The sequence below is a fragment of the Embleya hyalina genome (genome assembly GCF_003967355.1).
GTDB lineage: Bacteria > Actinomycetota > Actinomycetes > Streptomycetales > Streptomycetaceae > Embleya > Embleya hyalina.
In genome coordinates, this window is sequence record NZ_BIFH01000013.1 from 300736 (window position 1) to 323354 (window position 22619).

The following is a 22619-nucleotide window of genomic DNA, read 5'->3' on the forward strand; positions in this document are numbered from 1 at the left end:
GACTCGCGCCGTCGGACGCGCGGGGAGGTCTCGATCGAGACCGGACGACGCGGGCGCGGCGCGCGTCGAGGATCCAGGGGAGGCGCACATGATCGACCCGGCTTCGGTACCGGCCCTGCCGGTGATCGTGATCGAGATGACCGCGCGGGGCGAGACGGTGGTGGACGGTGTACTCGTGCCCGCGCCGGCGGAGTTCGCCCGCACGGAGGCGATTCGTCGGGTCTCGGTCAAGGCGCTGGGCCTGGGCCGGGCGGTGCGGACCGTGGCCGTGGAGGCGGACGGCACCCGATGGCCGCTGATCGTCGACGTGGACGGCGAGGTGACGGCCGTGGACGAGCACCCGGCCCCGGACCCCCCGCCCCCGCCACCGCGACCGGTGCTCGTCGAAGAACCGCCCGCTCGGCCGACCGCCGGGCGACCCGCCGCCGCGCCGGCGCGGTTCGAGACGGTCGAGGCCACGCGTGCGACCTCGGTCGAGCCCGTCGACGCGCCCGTCCCCGAACCCGTCCCCGAACCGGCCCTCGATGCCTCCGCCGCCGAGGGCCGACACGCCCTGCTCGTGCGGATCCGTGCCGCCGTGGCGGCCGAGGACTGGACCGAGGCGCGCACCCGTGCCGTGCAGCTCACCGCGGACGATCCCCATCCCCCGCGGGGCGCCCGGGAGGTGCGCGCCTACGTCGCCGCCCTGACCGGGGAACCGGAACTGGCCGCGCGGATCTACGCGGACCTGGTCCTCGAACCCGAGGCGGACGCCGAGTCGGACCTGGTGCTGCGGCAGCTCGCGGACAACGCGTACACCAGTTGGCGGCGCGTGGCGCGGCTGCGGGCCAGGCTCGACGTCGGCCCCTCGGTGCTCCGGGCCCAGGTACGGGCACGCGGCGCCGACGACCCGGCGACGGAGGCCGCTCGGCGTTGGTTGGAAGAGCTGCGTCTGTTGGACTGACGGGTCGGGCGCCGACCCGCGCCGGTACCGGTCGGCAAGCGCCAGAGCCGCTTGTCCTTCACGCCATATTCCTTCAGCCTGTGGGCACTTGGCCGGATGCGCGAGATGGCGCAGGCTGGTCGCATCGAAGGGCTCGACCCCGACTGCAGCGGATGCTCGCCTTCGATGCGAACCCGACGGTTCTCTCGAACCAACCCTCGCCATCCTTCGGGAACGGAAGGAAATCCGACATGATTTGCTCTGCTTCGTCGATGGGTGGAGGTCGCGGAGGCCGCGGTGGCGGCACCCGAGGCGGTACTCGCACCGGCGGTACGAAGCCTCCGCAGAGCGTGCACCGGTCGGTCGAGTTCTGCGACCGGTCGACCGACCACCCGACGTCCGCCGAGGCGGCTTCAGGGACCTGAGCGGCGCGGGCTCGGGCGACAGCCGGGCGTTCCCCCTCAATGGCGCGGGGGAGACGTACCCTCCCGGCACTCGCCGCCCGAGCCCGCACCGCCCGTACCCGTACGGCATCCGGAGTCCCACCCCCACCCGATCCCGTACGCGTCCGCGACGGCCCGGGTGCGCGACCCCCATCGCGCACCCGGGCCGTCGTGTTTGTGCGTCGTGGACCGGGCCCGGGTTTGAGGCCGCACGGTACGAGGTTTTCGACGACGTCCCGAACAGGCGGCGGGGCCGGGCCCGTTCGGACCCGGCCCCGCCGGTCGTACTCCCCGCCGTGACCCGTCGGCCGGGCCGCGCACCGGGACCGGGGTGGGAGGAGTGTCGGGCGATCCGCGTATTCGGGATGTCGGGCCCGGAGGTTCGGGGGCGGGTGATCAGCCTGCGGTGCCCGGCCGGCGGGGGTCGCGGCGGTGGGGGCGACGGCCGATCAGCAGGAGTGCGCCGATCCCGGAGACGAGTACGGCCGCGGACGCGCCGGCGATCCGCAGCACGCCGTCACTCGCGCCGGTGCGGGCCAGTTGGCCCGGCGCGTCGCCCGAGACGGGTGGGGTTCGCTGGTCGTCGGGAGGTGTCGACGCCGAGGTCGACGTCGAGGGCGAGGCGGAGGGGGGCTTCGACGCAGTGCCGGAGGCCGAGGGGCTGGGCTTCGAGGTGGACGCGCCGGTACTGGGCACGGCAGTCGTCGGCGGGGCCGTGCCGGTCGGCGGCGCCGTGGTCGGCTTGGTCGACGGCTTCGGCGACGACGGCGCGCATTCCTTGCCGCCGTTCCAACCCGCGATCAGGTCGGTCGGGAATTTCGCGTCGGGATAACGCGGCAGCGGGTTGGCCTTCCCGTCGAAGACCTTGTCGTTGCCGTACAGGTCGATCTGGCCGAAGCACGGCGGCGCGTAGCGGGTGATGTCCAGGGCGGCGCCGCGGTGCGCACCGGTGAGGGACACCGTGCGGGAGCCGAGATAGCGCTGCACCCCCGAGGTCTTCCAGGTGGGGCCCTCCGCGCTGTACGCGGCGAGGGTGACCTTGTACGTGCAGGACTTCGGCACGTTGCCGGCGATCCGCACGCTCACCTTGGTGGCGAGGGAACCCAACAGGCCCGCCTTGGACCAGGTCTTGCCGTTGTCGACGGACCATTCGACGGCGACCGTCCCGCATGCCTTGGCGTCGTCTTCGGTCGCGTGGGCGGGACCGGCGCCGGCCACGGACGCGACCAGCGCCACGGCGCCGGCGCCCAGGCCCGTGGCGAACCTGCCGGGCACGCTTCGTCGGGCCGTCGTGTCGGTGTGACTTCGTTGCACTGTGCTGCTCCCCGGGCTGGGTGAGGGGTGACGACTCGATCCACGGTCGGAGGGAGTCCGGGGGCAGATTCGCGCCGTACGTGTGGCCGAGGAAGGGCGAGTCGGTCACCCGGGACGGGTATACGCGCGGGTAGCCGTCGTCCGCCGTCCCCGTCGTCCGCCGTCAGGCCGACCGGGCGCCGACGCCTTCCGGCAACACCCGACCCACCCAATCCCGTACCGCCGCCTCGGTGGACGCGGCGTCGGTCGACTCGCGTCGGTCGAAGACCCGGAACCGAGCCGCGTCGTCGGCCGCGAGCCGCTCGAACAGGACCGCCTTCTGGTGGAGTTGCCCCGGGTCCAGCAGTTTCTCGTGGTCCTGCGCGCGCAACCGCTCGACGACGGCTTCCGGTTCGTCCACGTTGATCAGGACGACACCGGGGAGCGGTCGCCATTCGGCGACGGTCGCCAGGAACCGGCGCGCGCTGCGGTGTGCCCGGTCGACGTCGCCGGGATGGCGGGTGACCGCGTCCTCGACGGCCGCCGTGTAGATGCCGCGCTGCTCGACGACGGTGCGCCCGGCGGCCAGGAACAGCCGGGCGGATTCGTAGCGGTGGGCCTGCATCGCGATCAGGGTCAGCGTCTCCGAGGCGGACCGTCCGCCCCTGATGTACGGGTCGCCCCCGACCGCCTCGGCCAGCGCCATCAAGGTGGCGAAGTCCGGCCGGGCGTTCGGTTCGCGGGTGGATCCGACGAAGATGCGCGGGGGCGAGATGATCGACCGCAGCAGCGCCGAGCTCACCTCGTACGCCTCCAGTCCCTCCACCCCCACGAGCAGGCCGGGGCGTCTGACGCGCCCACCCGCGGTGACCTTGGATTCGCGTTCTCGGGTGGGGTCCTGCGTTTTCTGAGGCATGGTCGAATGTTGCGCCGGGGCGACCGGCGACAACAGGTCGCGACGGGCATCAGCGACAGGTAAACCCCGTGGTAATAAGGAGAGTTCGCCGAACCCGGACCGAGCACCGGGAGCTCGATCGCCGATCGCTCACCGGACGGCGGTGCCGAGCGTCGAGGCGGCGTCGAGCGCCGGAGCGGTGTCGGTGACGACCACGCAGGCCATGGTACGGGCCAACTCCCGGTCCACGACGGCGGTCAGCCCGCCCCGGCGCGCGGCGTCCCGCTGTCGCGAGGCACCGGAACCCTCCGCGAGCACCCGCTCGATCGCGGTCTCGACCCGGTCGAGGTCGTCGGTCTCACGCAGGTACGGGGCCATTTCGGCCAGCAGGGCACGGACCACCGTGGCCGCAGGACGCGTCACTGCGGCCACGGGGTCGATCAGGTCGTGCGCGAGCCCGGAGCGCGCCGCGTGGCGGATCGCGTCGTGGGCGACCGTCGGCGAGGCCGCGGGGGGCGTACGGTGCGCAACGACGGCACGGGAGGCGTACCGGTAGAGCGCGCGGAACAGGGCCGCGATCGCGACGGTCGCCTCGACGTCGGCGATGGCGTCACAGACGCGGAGTTCGAGCATGGGCGCGTGCGCCGACAGGCGGAGCGGCGGCCGCGGCGTTTCGCGGGGCGAAGCCGCGGCGCCGACACCGCGTACGGCCTTCGTCGGGGCCGAGACCTCCGGGCGGTTCCAGCGCCAGCTGGCGTGGCCCGTGTCGCGGCCGGCCCAGTACGGCGAACTCGACGACAGGGCCAACAGCGTGGGGACATGCGGCATGATCCACGCGATCGCCCGGCTCGCCACCTCGCCGTCCTCGGCCTCGACGCGGACGAACATGCCGCAGGTGACCGGGCCGGCGGCGGGCTCCGGGGCGCGGTGCGGATGGTCGTGCTCCGGGAACTCCCGGTCCGGGTTCGAGCTCGGGCCCGGGTTCGGCAGGGGTGCGGTTCCGCTTGCCAGCGCACCCAGGTGCAGGCCCGCGGCGCGTTGCACCAGGATTCCGCGCAGCGCTACCAACTCCCCCCGCAAGTCCCCGAGTTCGTGGTGCGCGGAACCGACGAGCCGGATCGTCGAAGCGGTGCCCCCGCCGACGAAGGCGCCGATCGGAAGTCGGTCCAGGAGCCCGCGAGCCGACGGGACCACCCGTTTGGTGGCCAAGTCGACGACGTGGAACTCCTCTTCGATACCCAGCTTGAGCACAGTGACCCCTTCATCGGCCTCGGCAGGACGCCGACGAGGTCCGGGCACCCGTGTCCGTGGGCACCCCGTCTCGTCGCCTGCCGCCTCGGACCCATCCGATCGGCGTCCGGAACAACGGAGCCCATCGTCGCCACGGGCCGGGCGGGGCAAAAGGACGGGATGGTTACCACGTATGGGTAAATCCCCCGGTAGCCCGGGTGTCCGGTGCGGCTCAGTCCGCCGGGGGTGGGCTGCCGGGCGGCCGCGCCGGTGGGTGTTGCGGAGGTGCGGGCGGCCGCGTGTGCGCGCTCCACGGCGAGACGGGTACCGGGGCGGGTGCGGCGGACCTGCGGCGCAGTGCGTAGCCCGCGGCCGTCGCGACCAGGAACGCGGCGAGCGTTCCGCCGACCGGGATGCCCCAGTCGGAGGCCGTGGACGACGTGTCGCCGTCGCCGGTCCGGGCCGCTCCGTGGGTGGGCGAGTCGGCGACGGGGCGGCTTTGGGCGCCGGCCGGCGTTCGGGTCCGTGTCGCGGCGTCGGGGTCGATCGGCTCGTCCGGGTGTCGGACGGGCACACCCTCGACGGATACCTCCAGCGTGATCGGGACGACGACGCCGCGTTGCGGTCCCTGGGCGCCCGAGATCGAGACCTGGATGTAGTACGGCCCGCGCAGTGCGTAGTGGTCGTCCTTGAACTCCTTGAAGGAGCCCTTCGTCCCGTCGAAGTTCTCGTACTTCTTGCCGTCGCCCACGGTCCACGCACCCGAGGACACCTCCAGATGCGGGGTGCCGGGCGCGAGTTGGTTCGGCGGGGCGGCGGTGTTCGGGATGGCCTCGCGCAGCGGGTTGTAGAGGTTGACGACGAAGCGGGGGCCCTGCTTGTGCGGGAAGTCGGTCGGGATGTCGACGGAACCCTTGACCGACAACTTCTGGCCCGCCTGCACGTTCACGCGCCAGAACAGGAAGTCGCCCACGACCAGGCTCTCCCGATGCACGCCGGAGACGAGCGTGCCCGCGCCGTTGAACGAATAGCCGCCGGCGGCATCGTCCGCGGTCGGGGGTTCGGCCCCGGCCGCCGTGCCGGTGAGGGCGATCGGGGCGGTCAGCGCGGTGACGGCGGTCAGGACGACCGCTGCCCGACGGATGCCCGGTATGCGGCTCATGTTCGGCTCCGGCGGCGGCGCGAGGTGGTGGCCACGAAGGAGCCCAGGGCGCCGCCGAGGAGGATCGCGGTGGCGACGAGGGCGACGGTGGTCGTGGTGCCGGGACCGTTGTCGTCGTCGGCCGCGCGGGCGGAGACCGAGGCGCGGGAGTCGTCGGCGGAGCCCCCGGAGGGCTTCTCGGCGTTCGCGTCGGCGTTCGCGTCGGCGGTGGCGGTCGCGGTGGGAGCGAGGGCCGGGTCGCCGTCGGGCTGCGTGGCGCCCGCCCGCTTCGGATGGCTGATCAGGAGTTCGAGCAGGATCCGACGCTGGGGGTCGACCTCGGCGTTGTGCGAGATCCGCAGGCATCCGATGCCGTCGGGCGCCTTGGCCGTGTTGTGCTTTCCGCCGGTCGCGCCGGTGGTGACGATGTTGTTCGCCTCCAGGGCCACGCCCTCGCTCAGGAGCCAGCTCTGCGGCAGGTCCGGCGGACCGGAGCGGATGAACAGGTGGGTCAGGAACGCCGAGTTCTCCCGACTGTCCTCGTGGCGCATGCGCTCCGAGAAGATGGCGGTGGCGCCGATGGCCAGGTCCTCGTCCGGGTTCTTGCGGATGCGATACCAGAGGTCGCGGCTGGTGGTGAACGCGTCGAGATACTGGCCGTCCTCGACCATCGGCGCGTTCGGGCAACCGGTCGTGGCCCCCTGGACGGGGCGTCCGGAGGCCGTGTACGGGGTCGCGGCCCGCCGGAAGAGGCTGGTCATGCCGGCCACCAGGGAGTCGGCGTCCTTCGCGTCGGCGTAGGCCCCGCCACCGGCGGTGGTGATGCACTTGAGCTGGTCGCGGGCCGCCCCCGAGACGTTGAAGCCGACCGCGTCCACCGTCAACCTGGTGCCGCCCGCGTTCAACTCCTTGGCGACCTCGCACGGTTGCGGGGGCGCGCAGGTGTCCTCGCCGTCCGACACGAGGATCACGTGCCGCTCGCCCTGCGTACCGAGGTCGTTCGAGGCGGCCCGCAAGGCGTTGCCGATCGGGGTGAATCCGATCGCGGTCAACCCGGCGACCTTCTGTCGGGCCGTGCTCTTGGCCTCCGCCGTCGGCGTCGCGACCGGCATCAGGAGTCGGGTGTCGGCGCAACCCTGGACCTTGTCCGTTCCCGGGTAGGTCGAGCCGTAGACGCGGATGCCGACCTGTGCGGTGGCCGGAGCCGCGTCGATGATGCGGTTCACCGCCTGCTTGGCGGCTTCCAGGCGCGTCTGTCCGCCGCCGGCGTCGTTCTGCTTCATCGAGCCGGACAGGTCGAGCACCAACTCCACCCTGGCCGGCTCCGGCGCGCTCTGCGGTGCCGGATCGGCGGCCGCGACGGAGGCGGGCCCGCACAGCGCGAGGAACAGCGCGGCCGGCGTCACGGCCGAGCATGCGCGTAGGTATCGGATCACAGAGTCGATCATGGGAGCCGGAACCTCCGATGCCAAGAGGGAAGGCCCGTCGGACTCGCCGCACCGATCGTGGTCCGGCTCATCCTGAACGCCGAAGAACGAGGCGGATAGCCGGATTGCGCGAGCGGCGAGCCGGCCGGACGGCCTGCCGCCCGACCGGCGACGGGCGGCGCGGGGGTGGCGCCGAGGGCGGGCCTGGTGTTGGGTTGGGCTTTGCGTCGAGTCGGCCCCGGTGCCCGCGTCCGGTTCCCGAGCACAGGCCCAGAAGCGCCGTTGCTCAGCGTAAGACTTCTTGGACCCAGCGGGTCTTGGCAGCACGGTCACCAAGTCGCAGTCTTGTCCAACGGCCTTGCAAGCCAACGGATTTCGGCTGTTTCGACGACCCGCCCGAGGGCGCGCCGACTTCGCTCGACCTCGAGGACGGCCCGACCGTCGAGGGCACGGGACGGTACCGACGCCATGGCTGTCCGGCCGAGGGAACACGCGCGGGCGGCGGAACACGTGCAGCCGACACTGGACACATCTCAAGGGGACGCATGTCGATTCGGACTGTGGGTGTCGAAGAAGAGTTTCACATCGTCGACCGTCGGACGGGGAGGTTGAGCCCGGCGGGTACGGAACTGCTCGCCGAGCTCCCGGCGGCCGGCTTCACCGGTGAGGCCAAGGAAGCGTCGATCGAGACCAACAGCCAACCACACCGCGAACTGGCCGACCTGCGCGCCGACCTGATCGCCTCGCGAAGTCTGCTGGCCCGTGCGGCCGAGAAGATCGGCGTGGCGGTGATCGCCTCGGGCACCGCGCCGTTGATGGACCTGGCGGACTCGCCCCAGGCCCCGGGCGACCGCTACGCCTCGATCAAACGCGACTACGCCCTGGTGGCGGACGAGCAGGTGATCTGCGGGATGCACGTCCACGTCGGGATCGAGGACCGCGACGTGGCCGCTCGGGCGATGGCCTGGATCTCGCCGCATCTGCCCACCCTCCTCGCGCTGTCGGCCAGTTCCCCCTACTGGCTCGGTACCGACACCGGATACGCGAGTTGGCGCAACATGCTCTGGCAACGCTGGCCGTCGGCGGGCCCGGCCGACGGTTTCGCCTCGGCCCGGGAGTACGACGCCATGTTGGAGGGCCTGGTGCGCTCGGGGGTGATCCTCGACATCGGCATGCACTACCAGGACCTGCGGCTGTCCTCGCACGTGCCGACGATCGAGATGCGCATCTGCGACGCCTGCCCGGACGTGGACACGTCCGTGCTCATCGCCGTGCTCTTCCGCGCCCTCGTGCACCGCGCGATCCGGGCCGTCGAGGCGGGGGAGCGACCCCCGCAGCACTCGCCGGCGTGGCTGCGCGCCGCGACCTGGCGGGCCGCGCGCTCGGGTCTGGAAGGGCAGTTGATCGATCCGACGACGATGGCCGGCGACTCGGCGCGCACGGTGATCTGGACGCTGATCGAGAACCTGATGCCGGATCTGGTCGCGGCGGGGGACTTCGCCTTCGTACGCGCGGTGACCAAGCGGATGTTGGATGCCGGGAGCAGCGCCGCGCAGCAGCTTCGGGTGGACGATCCGTCGCCGCGGGCGGCGGCGCAATTGTTGCGGGCGCAGACGGTGGCGTTCGGTGAGATGCCGGGTGCGAGCGTGGGTGCGGGTGCGAACGGGGTTGCGCGCAAGAAGCGTTCCGACGCGGTGGGCGAGGGAGAGGGTGCGGATCCGAGTGTGGAGAGGGTGACCGATACGCCCACTTTGGTTGCCTGATGTCGATGGTTTCGCGGTGGTGATTGAGCGCTTGTCGGAACGGGTGCACGGATTTCCGTGCACCCGTTCTGCTTTGCCGCGAAGCATGTCTGTCCACATCTTGATACGTGAATCTCATCATTCGACATGACGGCGTACGGTGAGGCGCATCGGCGAATCGGGATCGCGAGAGGCGAGGGCGTCATGTCGAAGGAATCCGCGGTATACACGCACGGACATCACGAATCCGTGCTGCGTTCGCACACCTGGCGGACCGCCGCCAACTCGGCGGCCTATCTGCTCGACCGGATCGAGCCGCACATGAGGATCCTGGACATCGGGTGCGGGCCGGGCACCATCACGGCCGATCTGGCGGCACTGGTCCCCGACGGCGGGGTCACCGGTGTCGACCACGCGCCGGACATCCTGGACCGGGCGCGCGCCACGGCCGCCGAACGCGGGCTGGACAACGTGGAGTTCGCGGTCGCCGACGTGCACGCCCTGGACTGCCCGGACGACACGTTCCACGTCGTGCACGCGCACCAGGTGCTGCAACACGTGGGCGACCCGGTGCGGGCCCTGCGGGAGATGTACCGGGTGACCAAGCCGGGCGGCTTCATCGCCGCCCGGGACGCGGACTATCCGGCGATGGTCTGGTTCCCGCCGGTGCCCGGCATGGACGAATGGCTGGACCTGTACCTGCGGGTGGCCCGCGCCAACGGTGGGGCGCCGGACGCGGGGCGGCGGCTCAAGTCCTGGGCACTGCAGGCCGGTTGCCCCGACATCACCGCCTCGTCGAGCACGTGGTGCTTCGCCGACCCGGCGGAACGCGCCTGGTGGAGCGGCCTGTGGGCGGATCGCACCCTGGCCTCGGCCTACGCGGACCGCGCCGTCGCCGGCGGCCACGCGACCCCCGAGGAACTGCACGCGGTGTCGAACGCCTGGCGACGGTGGGGCGGTCACGAGGACGGCTGGTTCTCGGTGCAACACGGAGAAATCCTCTGCCGCAAGCCGGCCTGACCACCGCAAGACACCGCCCGCACGGGTGGCCGACCCGGACGTGTCCTTCGATATCGATAACAGGCTCTTTGAAGGCTGATCGAGCCTTCCCGAAGTATTCGTTGACACGAATATTCGTGAGGGTGAATACTTGAGGCATGGACGAACTCCTTGTCGCGCTGGGCGATCCGGCGCGTTGGCGGCTTGTCGGGTTGTTGGCGGAGCGGCCTCGGGCGGTCGGGGTGCTGGCCCGGTTGGCCGGGGCGCGGCAGCCGCAGACGACCAAGCATCTGCAGACGTTGGAGCGGGCCGGGATCGTTGCGTCGCAGCGCAGCGGGCAGCGTCGGATCTACGCGCTGCGACCCGGTCCGCTGCGGGAACTCGCGGACGTGCTCGGGCGGATCGCCGACACGGCCGAGCGGGCCGGCGGGCCGGGGGAGACCCACGACCGCTACGGGCGCAGGTTGGAGGTGGAGCGCCGCGCGGCCGGGGAGGCGGGGTGGGCCGACGGCCGCGTGTTCGGGTTCGCCCGGTCGTTGCCGGCGCGGCCGGACGCGGTCTGGCCGTATCTGACCGAGGCGGCCCTGCTCGGTCGATGGTGGGTGCCCGACGATCTCCGGGTCGCCGAACTGGGCTTCGAGGCCCGACCGGGTGGGCGGGTCGTGCTGGAGTATCGCGACGCGGAGGACGTCGACGACACCGGCCCGGTCGTGGGCCGGGCGGAGGGCGTCGTCGACGAGGTACGCCCCGGCGAGCACCTCGCGTACCGGCTCTCGCCGCTGCTGCCCGACGGCGGGCTCGCCTTCACCTCCCACGTCGAGCTGGACCTGCGCCCCGACGGCGCCGGCACCGGGCTCGACGTGCGTTGGCGGATCACCGACAGCACCGTCGAGTCGGCCGACTTCGTCGCCGGCATCGAGATCGGCTTCGGCCGGAGCCTCGACAAGCTCGTGGCGACCCTCGCCGCGGGCGCGCACACCTTTGACACCGACACCGGGAGCACGAGATGACCACGCGGACCACCGGTCGCAGGATCGTCACCAACATCGCCCTGTCCCTCGACGGCCGCTATGCCCGCCCCGACGCCCCCGAGGACATGAGCTGGGTGATGCCGTACGCGCTCACCGATGTGGCCCGCGACCACCTCGCCGGCCTGTGGGAGCCGGCCACGACGGCACTGCTCGGACGGGTCAACGCCGAGGGATTCCTGGGCTTTTGGCCCACGATCATCGGTGCGGAGGGCGTCGATCCGCGCGACGAGGGCTTCGCGAAGTGGCTCGTCGGGACCGAGAAGGTCGTGCTCTCCTCCACTCTCGGCGAGGTGCCCGCGCCCTGGGAGCGGACGACGATCGTGAACAAGCCGACCGCCGAGGTGGCCGCCGACCTCAAGGCGACCGAGGGCGGCGACGTTCTCGTGCTCGCCAGTGCCGGTGTGATCAAGGCGCTGTTGGCCGCGGACGCGGTCGACCGTTTGGCGCTCACCGTGTTTCCGGTCTTCCTCGGCGGCGGCCCGCGCCTGTTCGAGGACGGTCTGCCGGCGGCCGAGTGGACGCTCACGGCGCAGTCCGCGGGTGAACACGGCGCGCTGTGCCTCGTCTACGACCGCGTCCGAGCGGGGTTCGCGGGGTGACTGCGGAGCGACCGGGCGCGGTCAGGACGCCGGCGGTGGCGGGGCGGGGTGGTGCGGGTCGCCGGTGAACCAGGCCTCGGCCAGGTCGGCGACGGCGGCGAGGGTGCCGGGTTCGGCGAAGAGGTGGCCGGCGTGGGGGACGACGGCAAGGTCGTTCTCGCAGCGCAGGTGGGCGCGGGCCTGTTCGTTGAGGGCCAGCACGCTCGCGTCGTCGCCGCCGACGATGAGCAGGGTGCGGGCGGTGACCTCGGGCAGGCGGGGTGTGGCGAGGTCGGGCCGGCCGCCGCGGCTGACGACGGCGCTCACCCGGTCGCCGAGGTCGGCCGCGGCCCACAGCGCCGCGGCGGCGCCGGTACTGGCGCCGAAGTAGGCGACGCTCGCCGTCCGCGTCTCGGGTCGTTCGCGGAGTCCGCGGGTGACGGCGACGAGGCGTGCGGCCAGGAGTTCGATGTCGAAGACGTTGCCTCGGGCCTGTTCCTCGGTTTCGGTGAGCAGGTCGAAGAGCAGGGTGCCCAGGCCGGCCCGGTCGAGCACATCGGCCACGAAACGGTTGCGGGGGCTGTGTCGGCTGCTGCCGCTGCCGTGGGCGAACACGACGATGCGGTCGGCTCCGGTGGGGACGGTGAGTCGGCCGCGCAGTCGCACGGCGCCGACGGGTAGGTCCACGTCCTCGTCCGTGCGGCCGGCCCCGCCGGACGGCCCGGCTTGCGGGATCCGGGCGGCGGCTCGGGCCAGGCAGTCGACGACCTCCTCGTCGGTGGTCTGGGAGAAGTCCGAGTAGAACTGCCCGACCGCCATGAAGCCGAGGGGGTTGTGCAGGCAGACCAGTTCGTCGGCGTCGGCTCCCGCCGACCAGCCGGACGGCGCGACGGGGACGGCGAGGACCACGCGGGCGGCGCCGCGGGCCCGGACGGTGCGGCAGGCCGCGAGGGCGGTGGATCCGGTCGCGATGCCGTCGTCGACGATCAGGACGGTGCGATCGGCGAGTTCCGGGGGTGGCCGGCGGCCCCGGTAGCGGTGCGCGCGTTCGGCCAGCAGGGCCCGCTCGCGCTGTTCGATGTCCCGCAACGTGGTCGCGGAGACGCCCGAGGTGCGCACGACGCGCTCGTTGAGCACGCGCGTTCCGTCCTCGGCGATGGCGCCCATGCCCAGTTCGGGTTGGGACGGCACGCCGAGTTTGCGCACCAGGCATACGTCGAGGGGCGCGTGCAGGGCGTCGGCCACCTGCGCCGCGACCGGTACCCCGCCCCGGGGCAGGCCCAGGACGATCACGTCCTCGCCGGCGAGGTGATCGAGCCCGGCGGCGAGTTGTCGACCCGCGTCGACACGATCGGTGAAGAGCATGGTTCCTCGTCTCGTCCTCCTTCGATTCTGCGACGACCGCCGGTCGAGTGCGCGTCGTCGCGACGACGCGCACGTACGCGAGACAGACACCGGACGGACGAGGGACAGTGGAAGGACAGCATCGCCATCGAGGGGGGTTCCCAGGGTTACCGGGAGCTGTCATGACAACGGGACGTCGGCCCGTGGTGGTCGGAGTCGAGAACTCGGCGGCGGGCATGCTCGCCGTCTCCTGGGCCGCCGAGGAGGCCGCCCGACACGCGCTGCCGCTGCGCCTGGTCCACGCGTCGGAGTGGCCGGCCGATCCGGCGGGCGCGGAGGCCGCGGCGGAGCAGGGCCGGCACGACGGCCGGCTGCATCGGGCGCACGTCTACGACTGGTCGGTCGAGACGTATCCCGAGGCCGAGACCCCGGTGCTGCGCCGCAGCTGGGCCGAACGTCGGCGCGCGGCCGACGAGGCGCTGTTGGACAAGGCCCGGGTGGTGGCGGTCAAGCGCAGACCGGACGTGGCGGTGAGTATGGCGGCGATCGACGGGCGCACGGTGGACGTGTTGCGGGCGGAGGCGCGTGCGGCGAGCGTGCTGGTGCTCGGGTCGCGGCGGTTGTCCGCGTTCACCGAGTTGATGACGACGGGCGGCATCGCGGTTCCGGTGAGTGCGCACGCGCCGTGTCCGGTGGCGGTGGTGCGTGGGCCCGAGCCGATCACCGGCGAGCCGCCGACGGTGGTGGTGGGCGTCGACGGGTCGGCCGGTTGCGAGCGGGCGGTCGGGTACGCGTTCGAGGCCGCCTCGTTGCGTGGTGCGGGCCTGCGGGCGGTGCACGTGCGTCCGCCGACGGCGAGCATGGTCGCCGCGTTCGGCAGCGAGGCGGAGGTGGAGGAGGCGCTGATCCGGCTGGGCGAGACCCTGGCGGGGTGGAGCGAGAAGTATCCGGACGTGCCGGTGGAGCGGGTGACGATCCTGGGCCATCGGGTGCGCGCGCTGGCGGATGTGGCGGCGGAGGCGTTGTGTCTGGTGGTGGGCAGCCGGGGCATGGGCGGTTTCCGCGGCATGCTCCTGGGCTCGGTCACCAACGGCCTGATCCACCACGCTCCCGGGCCGCTGGTGATCGTGCCGCAGGGCGACGTCGGGTGAGTGTGCGGCGGGCCGGCGTACGGGTGCGGAAACCGGCGCCGGGAGCCGGTGCGGGGTGTCCGGCGGCGCGGCGCGGGTGGAGGACGGGCGGGTGGTGGACGCGTCGCGGCGCGGGATCCGGGTAGGCGGCCGGTCGAGTGCCCCGAGCGCGCGAGTCGTCAGGGACGTGTCGGGGGGCGATCCGAGCGGGAGACGGACGGGAGGTCGCGGGTACAGACGCCGCCGAGCGGCCCCGGGGCGATCCCGGGGAGCGATCCGAGGGAGACAGTGCGATGACCATTCCCATGCCGGTGGACCCGGATACCCGGCCGCCGCAGCCGACGCCCTGGCCGGGCCCGGACCCGGACCCGGTACCGGTGCCCGTGCCGGAGCCGCCGCGACCGGAGCCCACGCCCGAACCGGAGCCCGGTCCGGAGCCCGAGCCGCAACCCGTCTGACCTCGGCGATCGTGTCGGCGCGTGTCCGGCCGGGGACGCGGTGCGAGCGTGTCCGGTACGGGTTGGGCCGGCCCGTGGACGGGCGTAGCGTGGTCGGGTGGGGGTGCCGCGCGCGATCCCGAGCGGAACGGATGTGAGCTTCGTGATCATCATCGGACTCTTCATCGCGGCGGCGAGCGTCGCGTTCGCGGCCCTGCTCGTCGCGTACAACACCTCCGGGGGTCCCGAGTACACGGTGAGCATGTTCGACACCGACATGGTCACCCTCGACACGACGGCGGCGTTCCTGGCCGGTCTGGCGCTGGCGTTGTTGTTCTGTGCGGCGTTGGCGATGGTGGCGACGGGGATGCGGATGCGCACGCGGCGGCGCAACTCGGCGGCGCGCGTGGGGGATTACGACCGGAGTGGTCGGGCGGCCCGCTACCGGGCCGCGCACGAGTGGCAGGCGGATCCGGCCCGTACCGAGCGTGCGGACGTGCGTCGGGAGCCGATGGGGCCCGCGCCGCAGCGGCCGCCGGAGCCGCCGGAGGGCCGTGTGTGAGGGGTGGTCGTACGAGGTGCGGGGCCGGTTCGGCGGATGGCCGAGCCGGCCTCGTCGTGTGGTGGTGCGGGGTCAGCCCGGGGGGATGCGGCCGCGTTCGGTGGGGCCCGGGGTGTCGCGCATCTCGGCGAGTGCCCGTGTCTCGACGAGTTCCTTGAAGCGCAGCAGGTCCGGCCGGACCCGGGTCGCGGTGAAGGGCGGGGTGGTCTCGGTGAGGCCTTCGGGTTCGACCTCGGTGACGACGTCGATCGTGGTGTGGTCGGCGTCGACCGCGCGGAAGGTCACGAGTGCGTGGTGGCGGGGTTCGTCCGACACGGTGCGCCAGGAGACGTGTTCGTCGGGGAGTTCCTCGGTTTCGGTGCCGAATTCGCGGGTCACGCCCGCGGTGTAGGTCTTCCAGTAGTGGTGGTGGGCGTCGAGCCGGACCACCTCCTCGACCCCGTCCATGAACCGCGGGTACTCCTCGAAGCGGGTCCACTGGAGATACGCCGTGTGCAGCGGGACGTCCACGTCGACGGACTCGGTCACGGCGGCCATACAGGTCACCTCCCACGGTGGGGCGAACCGGATATGTCTGCGGCCTGCCCTGGGGTCGCGAGCCCAAACGACGTCGGTTCGGGGTCGCGGGCGCGGGTGGGGTGGGGGGATGCGCGCGGGGTGGGAGGGGAGGATCGAGGTCCGGTCGGGCGAAATCGCCGCCACCGGAGGACGCCACCGGGATGTGGTTGCTACGTTGGTGGCATGACGGTGATGACGTTGCGGATTCCCGACGACCTCGACGCCTCGATCCGGGCGGGTGCGGCGGCGGCGGGGCTGTCCCTGAACGCCTATATCGTGCGGGCCGCGCGCCGGCAGGCGGTGCTGGACGCCGCTCGGCAGTTGGCCGCGCTGGGTCTGGGCGAGGAGTTGTGCGACGAGGGCGACGCGTTGTGAGGCGTGGCGAGATCTGGACGCTGGGCGACGGTCGCGATGTCCTGGTCGTCTCGCTGGACGGTCTCGAACAGGCCTTTGCGGCGGTGCTCGCGATCGTGCTGCATCCGGCGGGTCGCTTTCCGGACACGGCGATGTCCGTGGTGATCGAGCAGCCGCTGCCCTCGACGGCGGTGGCGGTCGATCTCCAGCGGTTGCGCACGGCCCGGTTCGACGGCGCGAAGCTCGTCGGCACGGTGGCCCGTGAGGTGATGGAGCGGGTCGATCAGGCCTTGCGCGCGGTGCTGGACCTGTAGCTTCCGGCCGGGGCGGCCGGGGTGTGTCGCGTCGTCGACGCGACGCCGGGGTGTGTGGTGATCGCGGAGATCACGGTCGGGGCGGTGGCGGGGTCGCGGACGCGGAACGAGTCCGGCAGGTGTTCGGGGCCGATCGCCGGGGCCGGGGTGGTGTGCCTCCACCGCAGGCGCAGCCGTTCCCACGCCTGCTCGTGATCCTCGTAGTACACCTGGCGCACCTGCGGCATGGCTTCGAGCGCGGTGGAGATGTCGGCGCGCTGGGCGGTGGTGACGGGGCCGGTGGCGCAGCCGCCGGTGCGGGGGTCGCCGGCGTGGCACAGGAATACGGAGAGGTCGGCCTTGCCGGCCCAGTAGTCGGCGCCGGGGGGCAGGTTGTCCTCGGCCCAGGCAACAGCGCGGCCGCGCAGCCCGCGGCGATGGTGCCGGTGCGTAATGTGAGGTGGGTGGTCATCCTTGTCCCCGAGTGGTGAACATCCGAAGGTGCTCGGCGTGGTTGGTCCGTCGCGCGGTGTCGGGTCATCCGTCGTGGGGGCGGCGGGTGCGTCTGGTGTCGACGTTGGTGGTCAGTGTGGCGAGGAGGTGGGGGAGTTCGGCGACGGTCCGTTCGGGCAGTCCGGTCACGGTCTCCTCGGCCAGGGTGCACCACGCGTGTTTGATTTGCTCGACCAAGTCGGTGCCGTTGTCGGTGAGTTCGACGACGGCGGCGCGTTTGTCGGTGGGTGCCGGGGTGCGGCGGATGTGGCCGGCGGCCTCGAGTTTTCGGGTCATCAGGGTGACGCTGGGCGGTTCGCAGCCGAGTGCGTCGCTGAGTCGGCCCTGGATCATCGGGCCGTTGCGGGCGAGTTCGAGCAGCAGTGCCTCCTGGCCGGGGTGCAGGCCGAGTGGGGCGAGCAGGGTGGTGATCCTGGCCCGGTGGCGCAGGCTCAGCAGGCGGATGGCCTGGTTGAGGGCGTCGGCCCGGTCGAAGTCCATGGTTCTTCTCGGCTCTCCTCGGATTACTTATGCGCATACCATTATCAAGGTGTCAGGCGCGGCCCGGCGGTGGTGGTTGCGGGCGGTCGCGGAGTACGTCCAGCACGGCGCGGACCGCCGCGCGTTGCGGCGAGCCCCGGCGGATCGCGGCCGTGATCGTGCGGGTCTGCGGGGTCGCGAGTTCGCGGGTGAGCACCCGATAGCGGTGATCGACGGCCAGGCCCGGCAGCAGCGCGATGGACAATCCGGCCTCGACGTGCTGGAGCGTCATCATGTAGTTGCTGAACCGGCACACCACCCGGGGCTCGAAGCCCGAGCGGCGGCACAGGCGCAGCGCGAGGTTCGCCATGTACGACTGCGGCATGTCGAACGCCCACGGCTCGTCGGCGCAGGCCGCAAGGTCCGCGGTGCCGCGCCCGGCGGCGGGATGCCCGGGCGGGACCACCAGCACGATCGGATCGGTGCCCAGCGGGACCAGGTCGAGGTCGGGGCCCAGCGGCAGTTCGTCGAAGTCGGTGGTGGTGATGATGACGTCCGCGTCGCCGACGCGCAGCGCCGGCATGCTCTCGTGCGGTTCCAGCTCCAGCAGCTGCACGTCCAGGCGTGGATGTTCGCGGGCCAGGCGGGTCACCGCGGGCACCGCCATGGAGTGGATGGCGCTCTGGAACGCGCCCAGGCGGACCAGTCCGGCGGGTTGCTCGCCGAAGCCGCGCAGTTCCTCCTCGACGCCGTCCATGTGGTCGAGGATCGCCCGGGCGCGGTGGGCGAGGATCAGCCCGGCCGAGGTCAGCCGCACCCGGCGGCCGGTGCGCTCCAGGAGGCGGGTGTGCGTCTCGGCCTCCAGGACGGCGAGTTGTTGGGAGACGCTGGACGGGCTCAGGTTGGCCGCCTGGGCGACCGCGCGCACGGTGCCCAGGGTGTGCAACTGGCTGAGCAGCCGCAGCCGCCAGGGGTTCATCATCTCGCCATTGTTGTACGGCGGAGCCGAACAGCAAGGCCACAATCGTGCGCTGGACGTGTGCTTCGGGTGCGACCTACCGTCGGGACATGGCTGCTTCGACCACCTCCCCGTCGTCCTCCACCGACCCGTTCTGGACCGACGCCGAGCGGCATCTGGTGCGCTACGGCGGCGAGTTCACCCGCGAGATCATCGACCGTGCCGCCGGGAGCTTCGTGTTCACCGCCGACGGCCGGCGCATCCTCGACTTCACCTCCGGGCAGATGAGCGCGATCCTGGGCCACGCGCATCCGGCGATCGTGGACACCGTGCGGCGGCAGGTGGCGACCCTGGACCACCTGTACAGCGGCATGCTCAGCCGTCCGGTGGTCGACCTGGCCCGGCGGCTGGCCGAGACGCTGCCGGATCCGTTGGAGAAGGTGCTGCTGCTGACGACGGGCGCCGAGTCGAACGAGGCCGCGATCCGGATGGCCAAGCTGGTCACCGGCCGGCACGAGATCGTCTCGTTCGCGCGGTCCTGGCACGGCATGACCCAGGCCGCCGCGTCCGCGACCTACAGCGCGGGTCGCAAGGGCTACGGGCCCGGCGCGCCCGGCAACTTCGCCATTCCGGTGCCGAACGTGTACCGGCCCGACTTCGTGGCGGCGGACGGAACGCTCGACTGGCGGCGGCAGTTGCATTTCGCGTTCGACCTGATCGACGCGCAGTCGACCGGCAGTCTGGCGGCGTGCCTGGTGGAGCCGATCCTCAGCTCGGGCGGCATCATCGAGCCGCCGATCGGCTACCTGGCGGCGCTGCGCGACAAGTGCCGGGAGCGCGGGATGTTGCTGATCCTCGACGAGGCGCAGACCGGCCTGTGTCGCACCGGGGACTGGTACGCGTTCGAGCGCGACGGCGTCGTGCCCGACATCCTCACGCTGTCCAAGACGCTCGGCGCGGGGCTGCCGCTGGCGGCCGTGGTCACCAGTGCGGAGATCGAACAGCGGGCGCACGAACGGGGTTTCCTGTTCTTCACCACGCACGTCGCCGACCCGCTGCCGGCGGCGGTGGGCAACACGGTGCTGGACGTGCTGAGCGCGGATCGGCTCGACGAACGGGCCCGCTCGCTCGGCGCGTTCCTGCGTCGGGGGCTGGTCGAGATCGCGGAGCGTCACCCGGTGGTCGGCGACATTCGCGGTCGCGGGTTGCTCGCCGGCCTCGAACTGGTCGTCGACCGCGATGCGGGGCACGGCTCCGGGGCCGGTTCCGACGAGCTCGGCGCGCGGGTCACCCGGCGCTGCCTGGAGTTGGGTCTGCACATGAACATCGTGCAACTCCCGGGCATGGGCGGGGTGTTCCGGATCGCTCCGCCGCTGACCGCGACCGAGGACGAACTCTCGCTCGGGTTGGGCATCCTGGACGAGGCGATCGGCGACGCGTGCGCGGGTTCGCGGTAGGCGGGTCCGCGCGCCGGCTTTCGGAATGTCGTTCAGGTTCGTGATAGCCTCTAACTGGAATGCGGGGATGCGGCCGGGCACGTGCGAAAAGGTGGCAGGGCATGGCGGAAACCGAGACGAACACCCCGCGCGAGCGCTACCGGACGCAGGTGCGGACGGAGATCAAGCAACACGCGTGGGAGCAGATCGCCACGGCGGGCGCGTCCGCGCTCTCGCTCAACGCGATCGCCAAGCGGATGGGCATGAGCGGGCCGGCGCTCTACCGCTACTTCGCCGGCCGTGACGAGCTGATCACCGAGCTGATCCGGGACGCGTACCGCAGCATGGCCGACGCGGTCCGGGTCGCCTTCGAGGGCGGCGCGGACGTGGCCGAGACGGCGCGCGCCATGCGCCGATGGGCGCTGGCGGATCCGCACCGCTACCTGCTGATCTACGGCACACCCGTCCCCGGCTATCACGCCCCCGACGACATCACCGCGATCTCCGGCGAGATCATGGCCACGCTGCTCGACGTGTGGAGCGCGCAGCCGCCGGCGGAGCACGCGACGACCGCGCTCGAGGCGGACCTGGCGCGGCATCGGCACTGGGCGGGCGAGCACCCCGCGCCGCCGGCCGTGCTGCACCGGGCCCTGATCTTCTGGACCCGGCTGCACGGCCTGCTGTCCCTGGAGCTGGCCGGTCACTTCGTCGGCATGGAGTTCGACCCCGAGCTGCTGTTCGAGGCGGAAGTCGCCGACCTGCGGGCGTAGCGCGTCAGCCGGTCCCGGCGGACAGCGGGCCGGCGGGGCCGAGGGCGAGGCGGGCGAAACGCTCGCCGATGCGGCGGTGGGCGGCCGGATCCGGGTGCAGCTCGTCGGGCAGCGGGAGTTCGGCCTGGTCCGCCGCGCCGTACAGGTCGAGGCCGTCGAGGTGGTGCAGGTTCGGGTCGTCGGCGGCGCGCTGTGCGACGATCCGGGCCAGCTCGTCCCGGATCACGGTCAGGGTCGGCCTTCCGGCGGCGACCTGCGCAGGGTCGCCCGTGGCCACGAACCGCAGGCGCCCCTCGCCGAACGCGGCCGGGTCCACGGCGGACGGCCCCGGGGTGTGCTCGTGGATGGCGCAGTGGATCGGCGAGACCACCAGCAGCGGGGTGTCGGGGTGTCCGTCGCGGATGGTGTCGAGGAATCCGTGCACCGCCGGGCCGAACGCCCGCAGCCGCATCAGGTCCGTGTTGACGATGTTGATGCCGATCTTGAGGCTGATCAGGTCCGCGGGGGTGTCGCGCATGGCGCGGGCGGTGAACGGGTCGAGCAGGGCGCCGCCGCCGAAGCCGAGGTTGATCAGCTCCACGCCGCCCAGGGCCGCGGCCAGGGCCGGCCAGGTCCCCGTCGGCGTGGCCGCGTTGGAACCGTGGCTGATCGAACTGCCGTGGTGCAGCCACACCTTGCGCCCGTGCGCCGGTGCCGCGTGGATGGGGGCGTCGCCGCGCAGCGCGACCAGCCGGGTGCTCTCGTCGTGCGGCAGCCAGATCTCGACGTGCTTGTCGTGGGTGGGCAGGTCGGTGAAGCGCAGGGTGCGCGTCGGGCCGGGCCGGGTGTGCGCGGTCCCGGTGGCGAGGTCGATGGTGAGCGTGTCGCCGTCGGGCACGCTCGCCCGGGCGGTCGGGCTTTTGTCGACGAGGAGTTCGTACACGCCGTCGGGGCGCGGCGGGGCTCCGGGGTAGACGCGTTTGGTGGCCACGACGTCCAGTTCGAGGGTGGCGGCCCGGGTGCGCAGGGCCAGTCGTACGCCGGAGGGTTGCGACTCGGCCGTCGCCAGTTGCTCGTCCGGGATCTGCCGGCGGGCACGGGCCGGCAACCGGTGGGGCAGTGCGCCGCGTTCGGTCTGCTCCAGGTCGAGGGCGCCGCGCAGCAGGTCGGCGGTGATGGGGGTGATGGTGTGGGTGTACGGGGTGTCCATGGTCTCGGTCTCTTCGCTGTACGGGGATGGCGGGGGAGGGGTCAGGAGGTGGTGGGCCAGGTGCGCAGCAGGCTGTCGAGCGCGTCGAGGATCGCGGTCCAGCTCTGTGCCGAGTCGGGGGAGCTGTGCTCGAAGCCGCCGGCGGACTCCAGGTCGACGAAGCCGGCGAAGACGCTGCCCAGCAGCCGCACGGCGTGCGTTCGGTGCGGCTCGGCCAGGTCGTATCCGCGCAGCAGCGCGCGCATCATCCGCGCGTGCCGGACGCCGGCGCCGGTCGCGGCCGTCGCCGGGTCGAGCCGGTATCGCGCGGCGGCGAAGCGGCCCGGGTGGGCGAGGGCGTAGTCGCGGTAGACGTTCGCGAAGGCGGTCAGCGCGTCCCTGCCCGCGCGTCCGGCGATCGCGGCGGAGACCCGGTCGGCGAGTTCCTCCAGGGCGAGCAGGGCGATCCGGGTCTTGAGGTCGTGGGCGTTGGCGACATGCGAGTACAGGCTCGCGGTCCGAACGCCCAGTCGCCGGGCCAACTCCGCGGGCGTCGCCTGCTCGAACCCGACCTCGTCGGCCAGCTCGGCCCCGGCCCGCACCACGTTCTCGGTGGTCAACCCCACGCGCCCCATGTCCATCCTCCTCATCCACTCTCGGGTTCGCCTGAATGAATTATGCATCTGCCTAATTCGTTTAGGCAAATAGCATGCCTCGTCAGGCCGGGGAAGGGGGCTTTCGCCGCGGCGCGAGGGGGTCCATGCGGCCGCGCGGCGCCCGGTCGGCCGCGCGGAGGGTGCGCGGCGGACGTGGTGAGGACTGCACGGCGCCACGCCGCCTGCCGTTGGCGATTCGGACGGATTCGATGATCGCTCTTCGTCCCCGGCGACGATACGAGGTGTCCGGGCGCTGCCTACCCTGAGCGTCCTCTGCGGC

The 22619-nt window shown here is 72.4% G+C and carries 24 protein-coding genes; 12 read left to right on the top strand and 12 right to left on the bottom strand.

What is annotated here, in order from left to right; all coding sequences use genetic code 11:
- Positions 1 to 88 precede the first annotated feature (88 nt).
- The gene (locus EMA17_RS01375; RefSeq protein ID WP_126634984.1) at positions 89 to 943 is read left to right on the top strand and encodes a hypothetical protein; all 855 of its coding nucleotides are present in this window, start codon (positions 89 to 91) and stop codon (positions 941 to 943) included.
- 818 nt (positions 944 to 1761) lie between these two features.
- Here EMA17_RS01375 and EMA17_RS01380 read toward each other — a convergent pair.
- The 5 genes from EMA17_RS01380 to EMA17_RS01395 all read right to left on the bottom strand — a co-directional run bounded on the left by EMA17_RS01380 (position 1762) and on the right by EMA17_RS01395 (position 7372).
- On the bottom strand, positions 1762 to 2679 hold the full coding sequence (locus EMA17_RS01380) for a hypothetical protein (protein ID WP_126634985.1): 918 nt from the start codon (positions 2677 to 2679) through the stop codon (positions 1762 to 1764).
- Positions 2680 to 2842: 163 nt separating this feature from the next.
- A complete protein-coding gene (locus EMA17_RS01385; RefSeq protein WP_126634986.1) occupies positions 2843 to 3574 on the bottom strand; it encodes a hypothetical protein in 732 nt (243 codons plus the stop codon).
- Between the two features lie 129 nt (positions 3575 to 3703).
- Complete coding sequence (locus tag EMA17_RS01390) at positions 3704 to 4804, bottom strand: carboxylate-amine ligase (RefSeq protein WP_160161264.1); 1101 nt, start codon at positions 4802 to 4804, stop codon at positions 3704 to 3706.
- A 211-nt stretch (positions 4805 to 5015) separates the two neighbouring features.
- Positions 5016 to 5945 carry a hypothetical protein gene (locus tag EMA17_RS51540; RefSeq protein ID WP_160161265.1) on the bottom strand — a complete coding sequence of 310 codons (930 nt, stop codon included), beginning with the start codon at positions 5943 to 5945 and terminating at the stop codon, positions 5016 to 5018.
- The gene (locus EMA17_RS01395) at positions 5942 to 7372 is read right to left on the bottom strand and encodes a vWA domain-containing protein (RefSeq protein ID WP_126634988.1); all 1431 of its coding nucleotides are present in this window, start codon (positions 7370 to 7372) and stop codon (positions 5942 to 5944) included. The genes EMA17_RS51540 and EMA17_RS01395 overlap by 4 nt, the downstream gene beginning before the upstream one ends.
- A gap of 524 nt (positions 7373 to 7896) precedes the next feature.
- On the opposite strand from EMA17_RS01395, the gene EMA17_RS01400 reads away from it, so the two are divergent.
- The 4 genes from EMA17_RS01400 (at position 7897) to EMA17_RS01415 (ending at position 11722) form a co-directional block, all read left to right on the top strand.
- Positions 7897 to 9114 (top strand): carboxylate-amine ligase, encoded by a 1218-nt coding sequence (locus EMA17_RS01400; protein ID WP_160161266.1) that lies wholly within the window; start codon positions 7897 to 7899, stop codon positions 9112 to 9114.
- Between the two features lie 183 nt (positions 9115 to 9297).
- Positions 9298 to 10113, top strand: coding sequence for a class I SAM-dependent methyltransferase (locus EMA17_RS01405; RefSeq protein WP_126634990.1), 816 nt, complete (start codon positions 9298 to 9300; stop codon positions 10111 to 10113).
- A gap of 137 nt (positions 10114 to 10250) precedes the next feature.
- Positions 10251 to 11102: a metalloregulator ArsR/SmtB family transcription factor gene (locus EMA17_RS01410; RefSeq protein WP_126634991.1), complete on the top strand. Its 852-nt coding sequence runs from the start codon at positions 10251 to 10253 to the stop codon at positions 11100 to 11102.
- Positions 11099 to 11722: a dihydrofolate reductase family protein gene (locus EMA17_RS01415; RefSeq protein ID WP_126634992.1), complete on the top strand. Its 624-nt coding sequence runs from the start codon at positions 11099 to 11101 to the stop codon at positions 11720 to 11722. The genes EMA17_RS01410 and EMA17_RS01415 overlap by 4 nt, the downstream gene beginning before the upstream one ends.
- Positions 11723 to 11743: 21 nt before the next feature.
- On the opposite strand, the gene EMA17_RS01420 is transcribed toward EMA17_RS01415, so the two are convergent.
- Positions 11744 to 13066 (bottom strand): phosphoribosyltransferase, encoded by a 1323-nt coding sequence (locus tag EMA17_RS01420; RefSeq protein WP_126634993.1) that lies wholly within the window; start codon positions 13064 to 13066, stop codon positions 11744 to 11746.
- A gap of 161 nt (positions 13067 to 13227) precedes the next feature.
- Here EMA17_RS01420 and EMA17_RS01425 point away from each other — a divergent pair, with 161 nt between their 5' ends.
- The 3 genes from EMA17_RS01425 to EMA17_RS52885 all read left to right on the top strand — a co-directional run bounded on the left by EMA17_RS01425 (position 13228) and on the right by EMA17_RS52885 (position 15174).
- Positions 13228 to 14196 carry a universal stress protein gene (locus EMA17_RS01425; protein ID WP_126634994.1) on the top strand — a complete coding sequence of 323 codons (969 nt, stop codon included), beginning with the start codon at positions 13228 to 13230 and terminating at the stop codon, positions 14194 to 14196.
- Between the two features lie 272 nt (positions 14197 to 14468).
- Entirely contained in the window at positions 14469 to 14633 is a 165-nt protein-coding gene (locus tag EMA17_RS51545) for a hypothetical protein (RefSeq protein WP_160161267.1), read from the top strand.
- Between the two features lie 142 nt (positions 14634 to 14775).
- Positions 14776 to 15174: a hypothetical protein gene (locus EMA17_RS52885; RefSeq protein ID WP_174861282.1), complete on the top strand. Its 399-nt coding sequence runs from the start codon at positions 14776 to 14778 to the stop codon at positions 15172 to 15174.
- Between the two features lie 72 nt (positions 15175 to 15246).
- Here the strand turns inward: EMA17_RS52885 and EMA17_RS01435 are convergent, their stop codons facing one another.
- Positions 15247 to 15711, bottom strand: a complete 465-nt coding sequence (locus EMA17_RS01435; protein ID WP_126634995.1) for an SRPBCC family protein — start codon at positions 15709 to 15711, stop codon at positions 15247 to 15249.
- Between the two features lie 204 nt (positions 15712 to 15915).
- Between EMA17_RS01435 and EMA17_RS01440 the strand changes: the two genes are divergently transcribed.
- Positions 15916 to 16107, top strand: a complete 192-nt coding sequence (locus EMA17_RS01440) for a toxin-antitoxin system HicB family antitoxin (protein ID WP_126634996.1) — start codon at positions 15916 to 15918, stop codon at positions 16105 to 16107.
- Positions 16104 to 16400: a type II toxin-antitoxin system PemK/MazF family toxin gene (locus EMA17_RS01445; RefSeq protein WP_126634997.1), complete on the top strand. Its 297-nt coding sequence runs from the start codon at positions 16104 to 16106 to the stop codon at positions 16398 to 16400. Before EMA17_RS01440 ends, EMA17_RS01445 begins: the two co-directional genes overlap by 4 nt.
- Here the strand turns inward: EMA17_RS01445 and EMA17_RS51550 are convergent.
- The 3 genes from EMA17_RS51550 to EMA17_RS01460 all read right to left on the bottom strand — a co-directional run bounded on the left by EMA17_RS51550 (position 16370) and on the right by EMA17_RS01460 (position 18333).
- On the bottom strand, positions 16370 to 16834 hold the full coding sequence (locus tag EMA17_RS51550) for a permease-like cell division protein FtsX (protein WP_160161313.1): 465 nt from the start codon (positions 16832 to 16834) through the stop codon (positions 16370 to 16372). The two genes, EMA17_RS01445 and EMA17_RS51550, sit on opposite strands and share 31 nt — an antisense overlap.
- Positions 16835 to 16916: 82 nt before the next feature.
- Entirely contained in the window at positions 16917 to 17372 is a 456-nt protein-coding gene (locus tag EMA17_RS01455; RefSeq protein WP_126634999.1) for a MarR family winged helix-turn-helix transcriptional regulator, read from the bottom strand.
- 52 nt (positions 17373 to 17424) lie between these two features.
- Positions 17425 to 18333, bottom strand: a complete 909-nt coding sequence (locus EMA17_RS01460; protein WP_126635000.1) for a LysR family transcriptional regulator — start codon at positions 18331 to 18333, stop codon at positions 17425 to 17427.
- An 86-nt stretch (positions 18334 to 18419) separates the two neighbouring features.
- Here EMA17_RS01460 and EMA17_RS01465 point away from each other — a divergent pair, with 86 nt between their 5' ends.
- Positions 18420 to 19766 carry an aspartate aminotransferase family protein gene (locus EMA17_RS01465; protein ID WP_126635001.1) on the top strand — a complete coding sequence of 449 codons (1347 nt, stop codon included), beginning with the start codon at positions 18420 to 18422 and terminating at the stop codon, positions 19764 to 19766.
- A gap of 101 nt (positions 19767 to 19867) precedes the next feature.
- The gene (locus EMA17_RS01470) at positions 19868 to 20515 is read left to right on the top strand and encodes a TetR/AcrR family transcriptional regulator (protein WP_126635002.1); all 648 of its coding nucleotides are present in this window, start codon (positions 19868 to 19870) and stop codon (positions 20513 to 20515) included.
- A gap of 4 nt (positions 20516 to 20519) precedes the next feature.
- On the opposite strand, the gene EMA17_RS01475 is transcribed toward EMA17_RS01470, so the two are convergent.
- Together EMA17_RS01475 and EMA17_RS01480 are read right to left on the bottom strand one after the other, a co-directional pair.
- Complete coding sequence (locus EMA17_RS01475; RefSeq protein WP_126635003.1) at positions 20520 to 21704, bottom strand: GDSL-type esterase/lipase family protein; 1185 nt, start codon at positions 21702 to 21704, stop codon at positions 20520 to 20522.
- A 41-nt stretch (positions 21705 to 21745) separates the two neighbouring features.
- Positions 21746 to 22318 (bottom strand): TetR/AcrR family transcriptional regulator, encoded by a 573-nt coding sequence (locus EMA17_RS01480; RefSeq protein WP_126635004.1) that lies wholly within the window; start codon positions 22316 to 22318, stop codon positions 21746 to 21748.
- Positions 22319 to 22619: the final 301 nt, after the last annotated feature.

Excerpts from the sequence above, each read along its gene's own strand:
- EMA17_RS01375 (WP_126634984.1), top strand. The coding sequence starts at position 89 with ATGATCGACCCGGCTTCGGTACCGGCCCTGCCGGTGATCGTGATCGAG.
- EMA17_RS01385 (WP_126634986.1), bottom strand. The coding sequence starts at position 3,574 with ATGCCTCAGAAAACGCAGGACCCCACCCGAGAACGCGAATCCAAGGTC.
- EMA17_RS51540 (WP_160161265.1), bottom strand. The coding sequence starts at position 5,945 with ATGAGCCGCATACCGGGCATCCGTCGGGCAGCGGTCGTCCTGACCGCC.
- EMA17_RS01395 (WP_126634988.1), bottom strand. The coding sequence starts at position 7,372 with ATGATCGACTCTGTGATCCGATACCTACGCGCATGCTCGGCCGTGACG.
- EMA17_RS01400 (WP_160161266.1), top strand. The coding sequence starts at position 7,897 with ATGTCGATTCGGACTGTGGGTGTCGAAGAAGAGTTTCACATCGTCGAC.
- EMA17_RS01405 (WP_126634990.1), top strand. The coding sequence starts at position 9,298 with ATGTCGAAGGAATCCGCGGTATACACGCACGGACATCACGAATCCGTG.
- EMA17_RS01410 (WP_126634991.1), top strand. The coding sequence starts at position 10,251 with ATGGACGAACTCCTTGTCGCGCTGGGCGATCCGGCGCGTTGGCGGCTT.
- EMA17_RS01415 (WP_126634992.1), top strand. The coding sequence starts at position 11,099 with ATGACCACGCGGACCACCGGTCGCAGGATCGTCACCAACATCGCCCTG.
- EMA17_RS01420 (WP_126634993.1), bottom strand. The coding sequence starts at position 13,066 with ATGCTCTTCACCGATCGTGTCGACGCGGGTCGACAACTCGCCGCCGGG.
- EMA17_RS01425 (WP_126634994.1), top strand. The coding sequence starts at position 13,228 with ATGACAACGGGACGTCGGCCCGTGGTGGTCGGAGTCGAGAACTCGGCG.
- EMA17_RS51545 (WP_160161267.1), top strand. The coding sequence starts at position 14,469 with ATGACCATTCCCATGCCGGTGGACCCGGATACCCGGCCGCCGCAGCCG.
- EMA17_RS01435 (WP_126634995.1), bottom strand. The coding sequence starts at position 15,711 with ATGGCCGCCGTGACCGAGTCCGTCGACGTGGACGTCCCGCTGCACACG.
- EMA17_RS01440 (WP_126634996.1), top strand. The coding sequence starts at position 15,916 with ATGACGGTGATGACGTTGCGGATTCCCGACGACCTCGACGCCTCGATC.
- EMA17_RS01455 (WP_126634999.1), bottom strand. The coding sequence starts at position 17,372 with ATGGACTTCGACCGGGCCGACGCCCTCAACCAGGCCATCCGCCTGCTG.
- EMA17_RS01460 (WP_126635000.1), bottom strand. The coding sequence starts at position 18,333 with ATGATGAACCCCTGGCGGCTGCGGCTGCTCAGCCAGTTGCACACCCTG.
- EMA17_RS01465 (WP_126635001.1), top strand. The coding sequence starts at position 18,420 with ATGGCTGCTTCGACCACCTCCCCGTCGTCCTCCACCGACCCGTTCTGG.
- EMA17_RS01470 (WP_126635002.1), top strand. The coding sequence starts at position 19,868 with ATGGCGGAAACCGAGACGAACACCCCGCGCGAGCGCTACCGGACGCAG.
- EMA17_RS01475 (WP_126635003.1), bottom strand. The coding sequence starts at position 21,704 with ATGGACACCCCGTACACCCACACCATCACCCCCATCACCGCCGACCTG.
- EMA17_RS01480 (WP_126635004.1), bottom strand. The coding sequence starts at position 22,318 with ATGGGGCGCGTGGGGTTGACCACCGAGAACGTGGTGCGGGCCGGGGCC.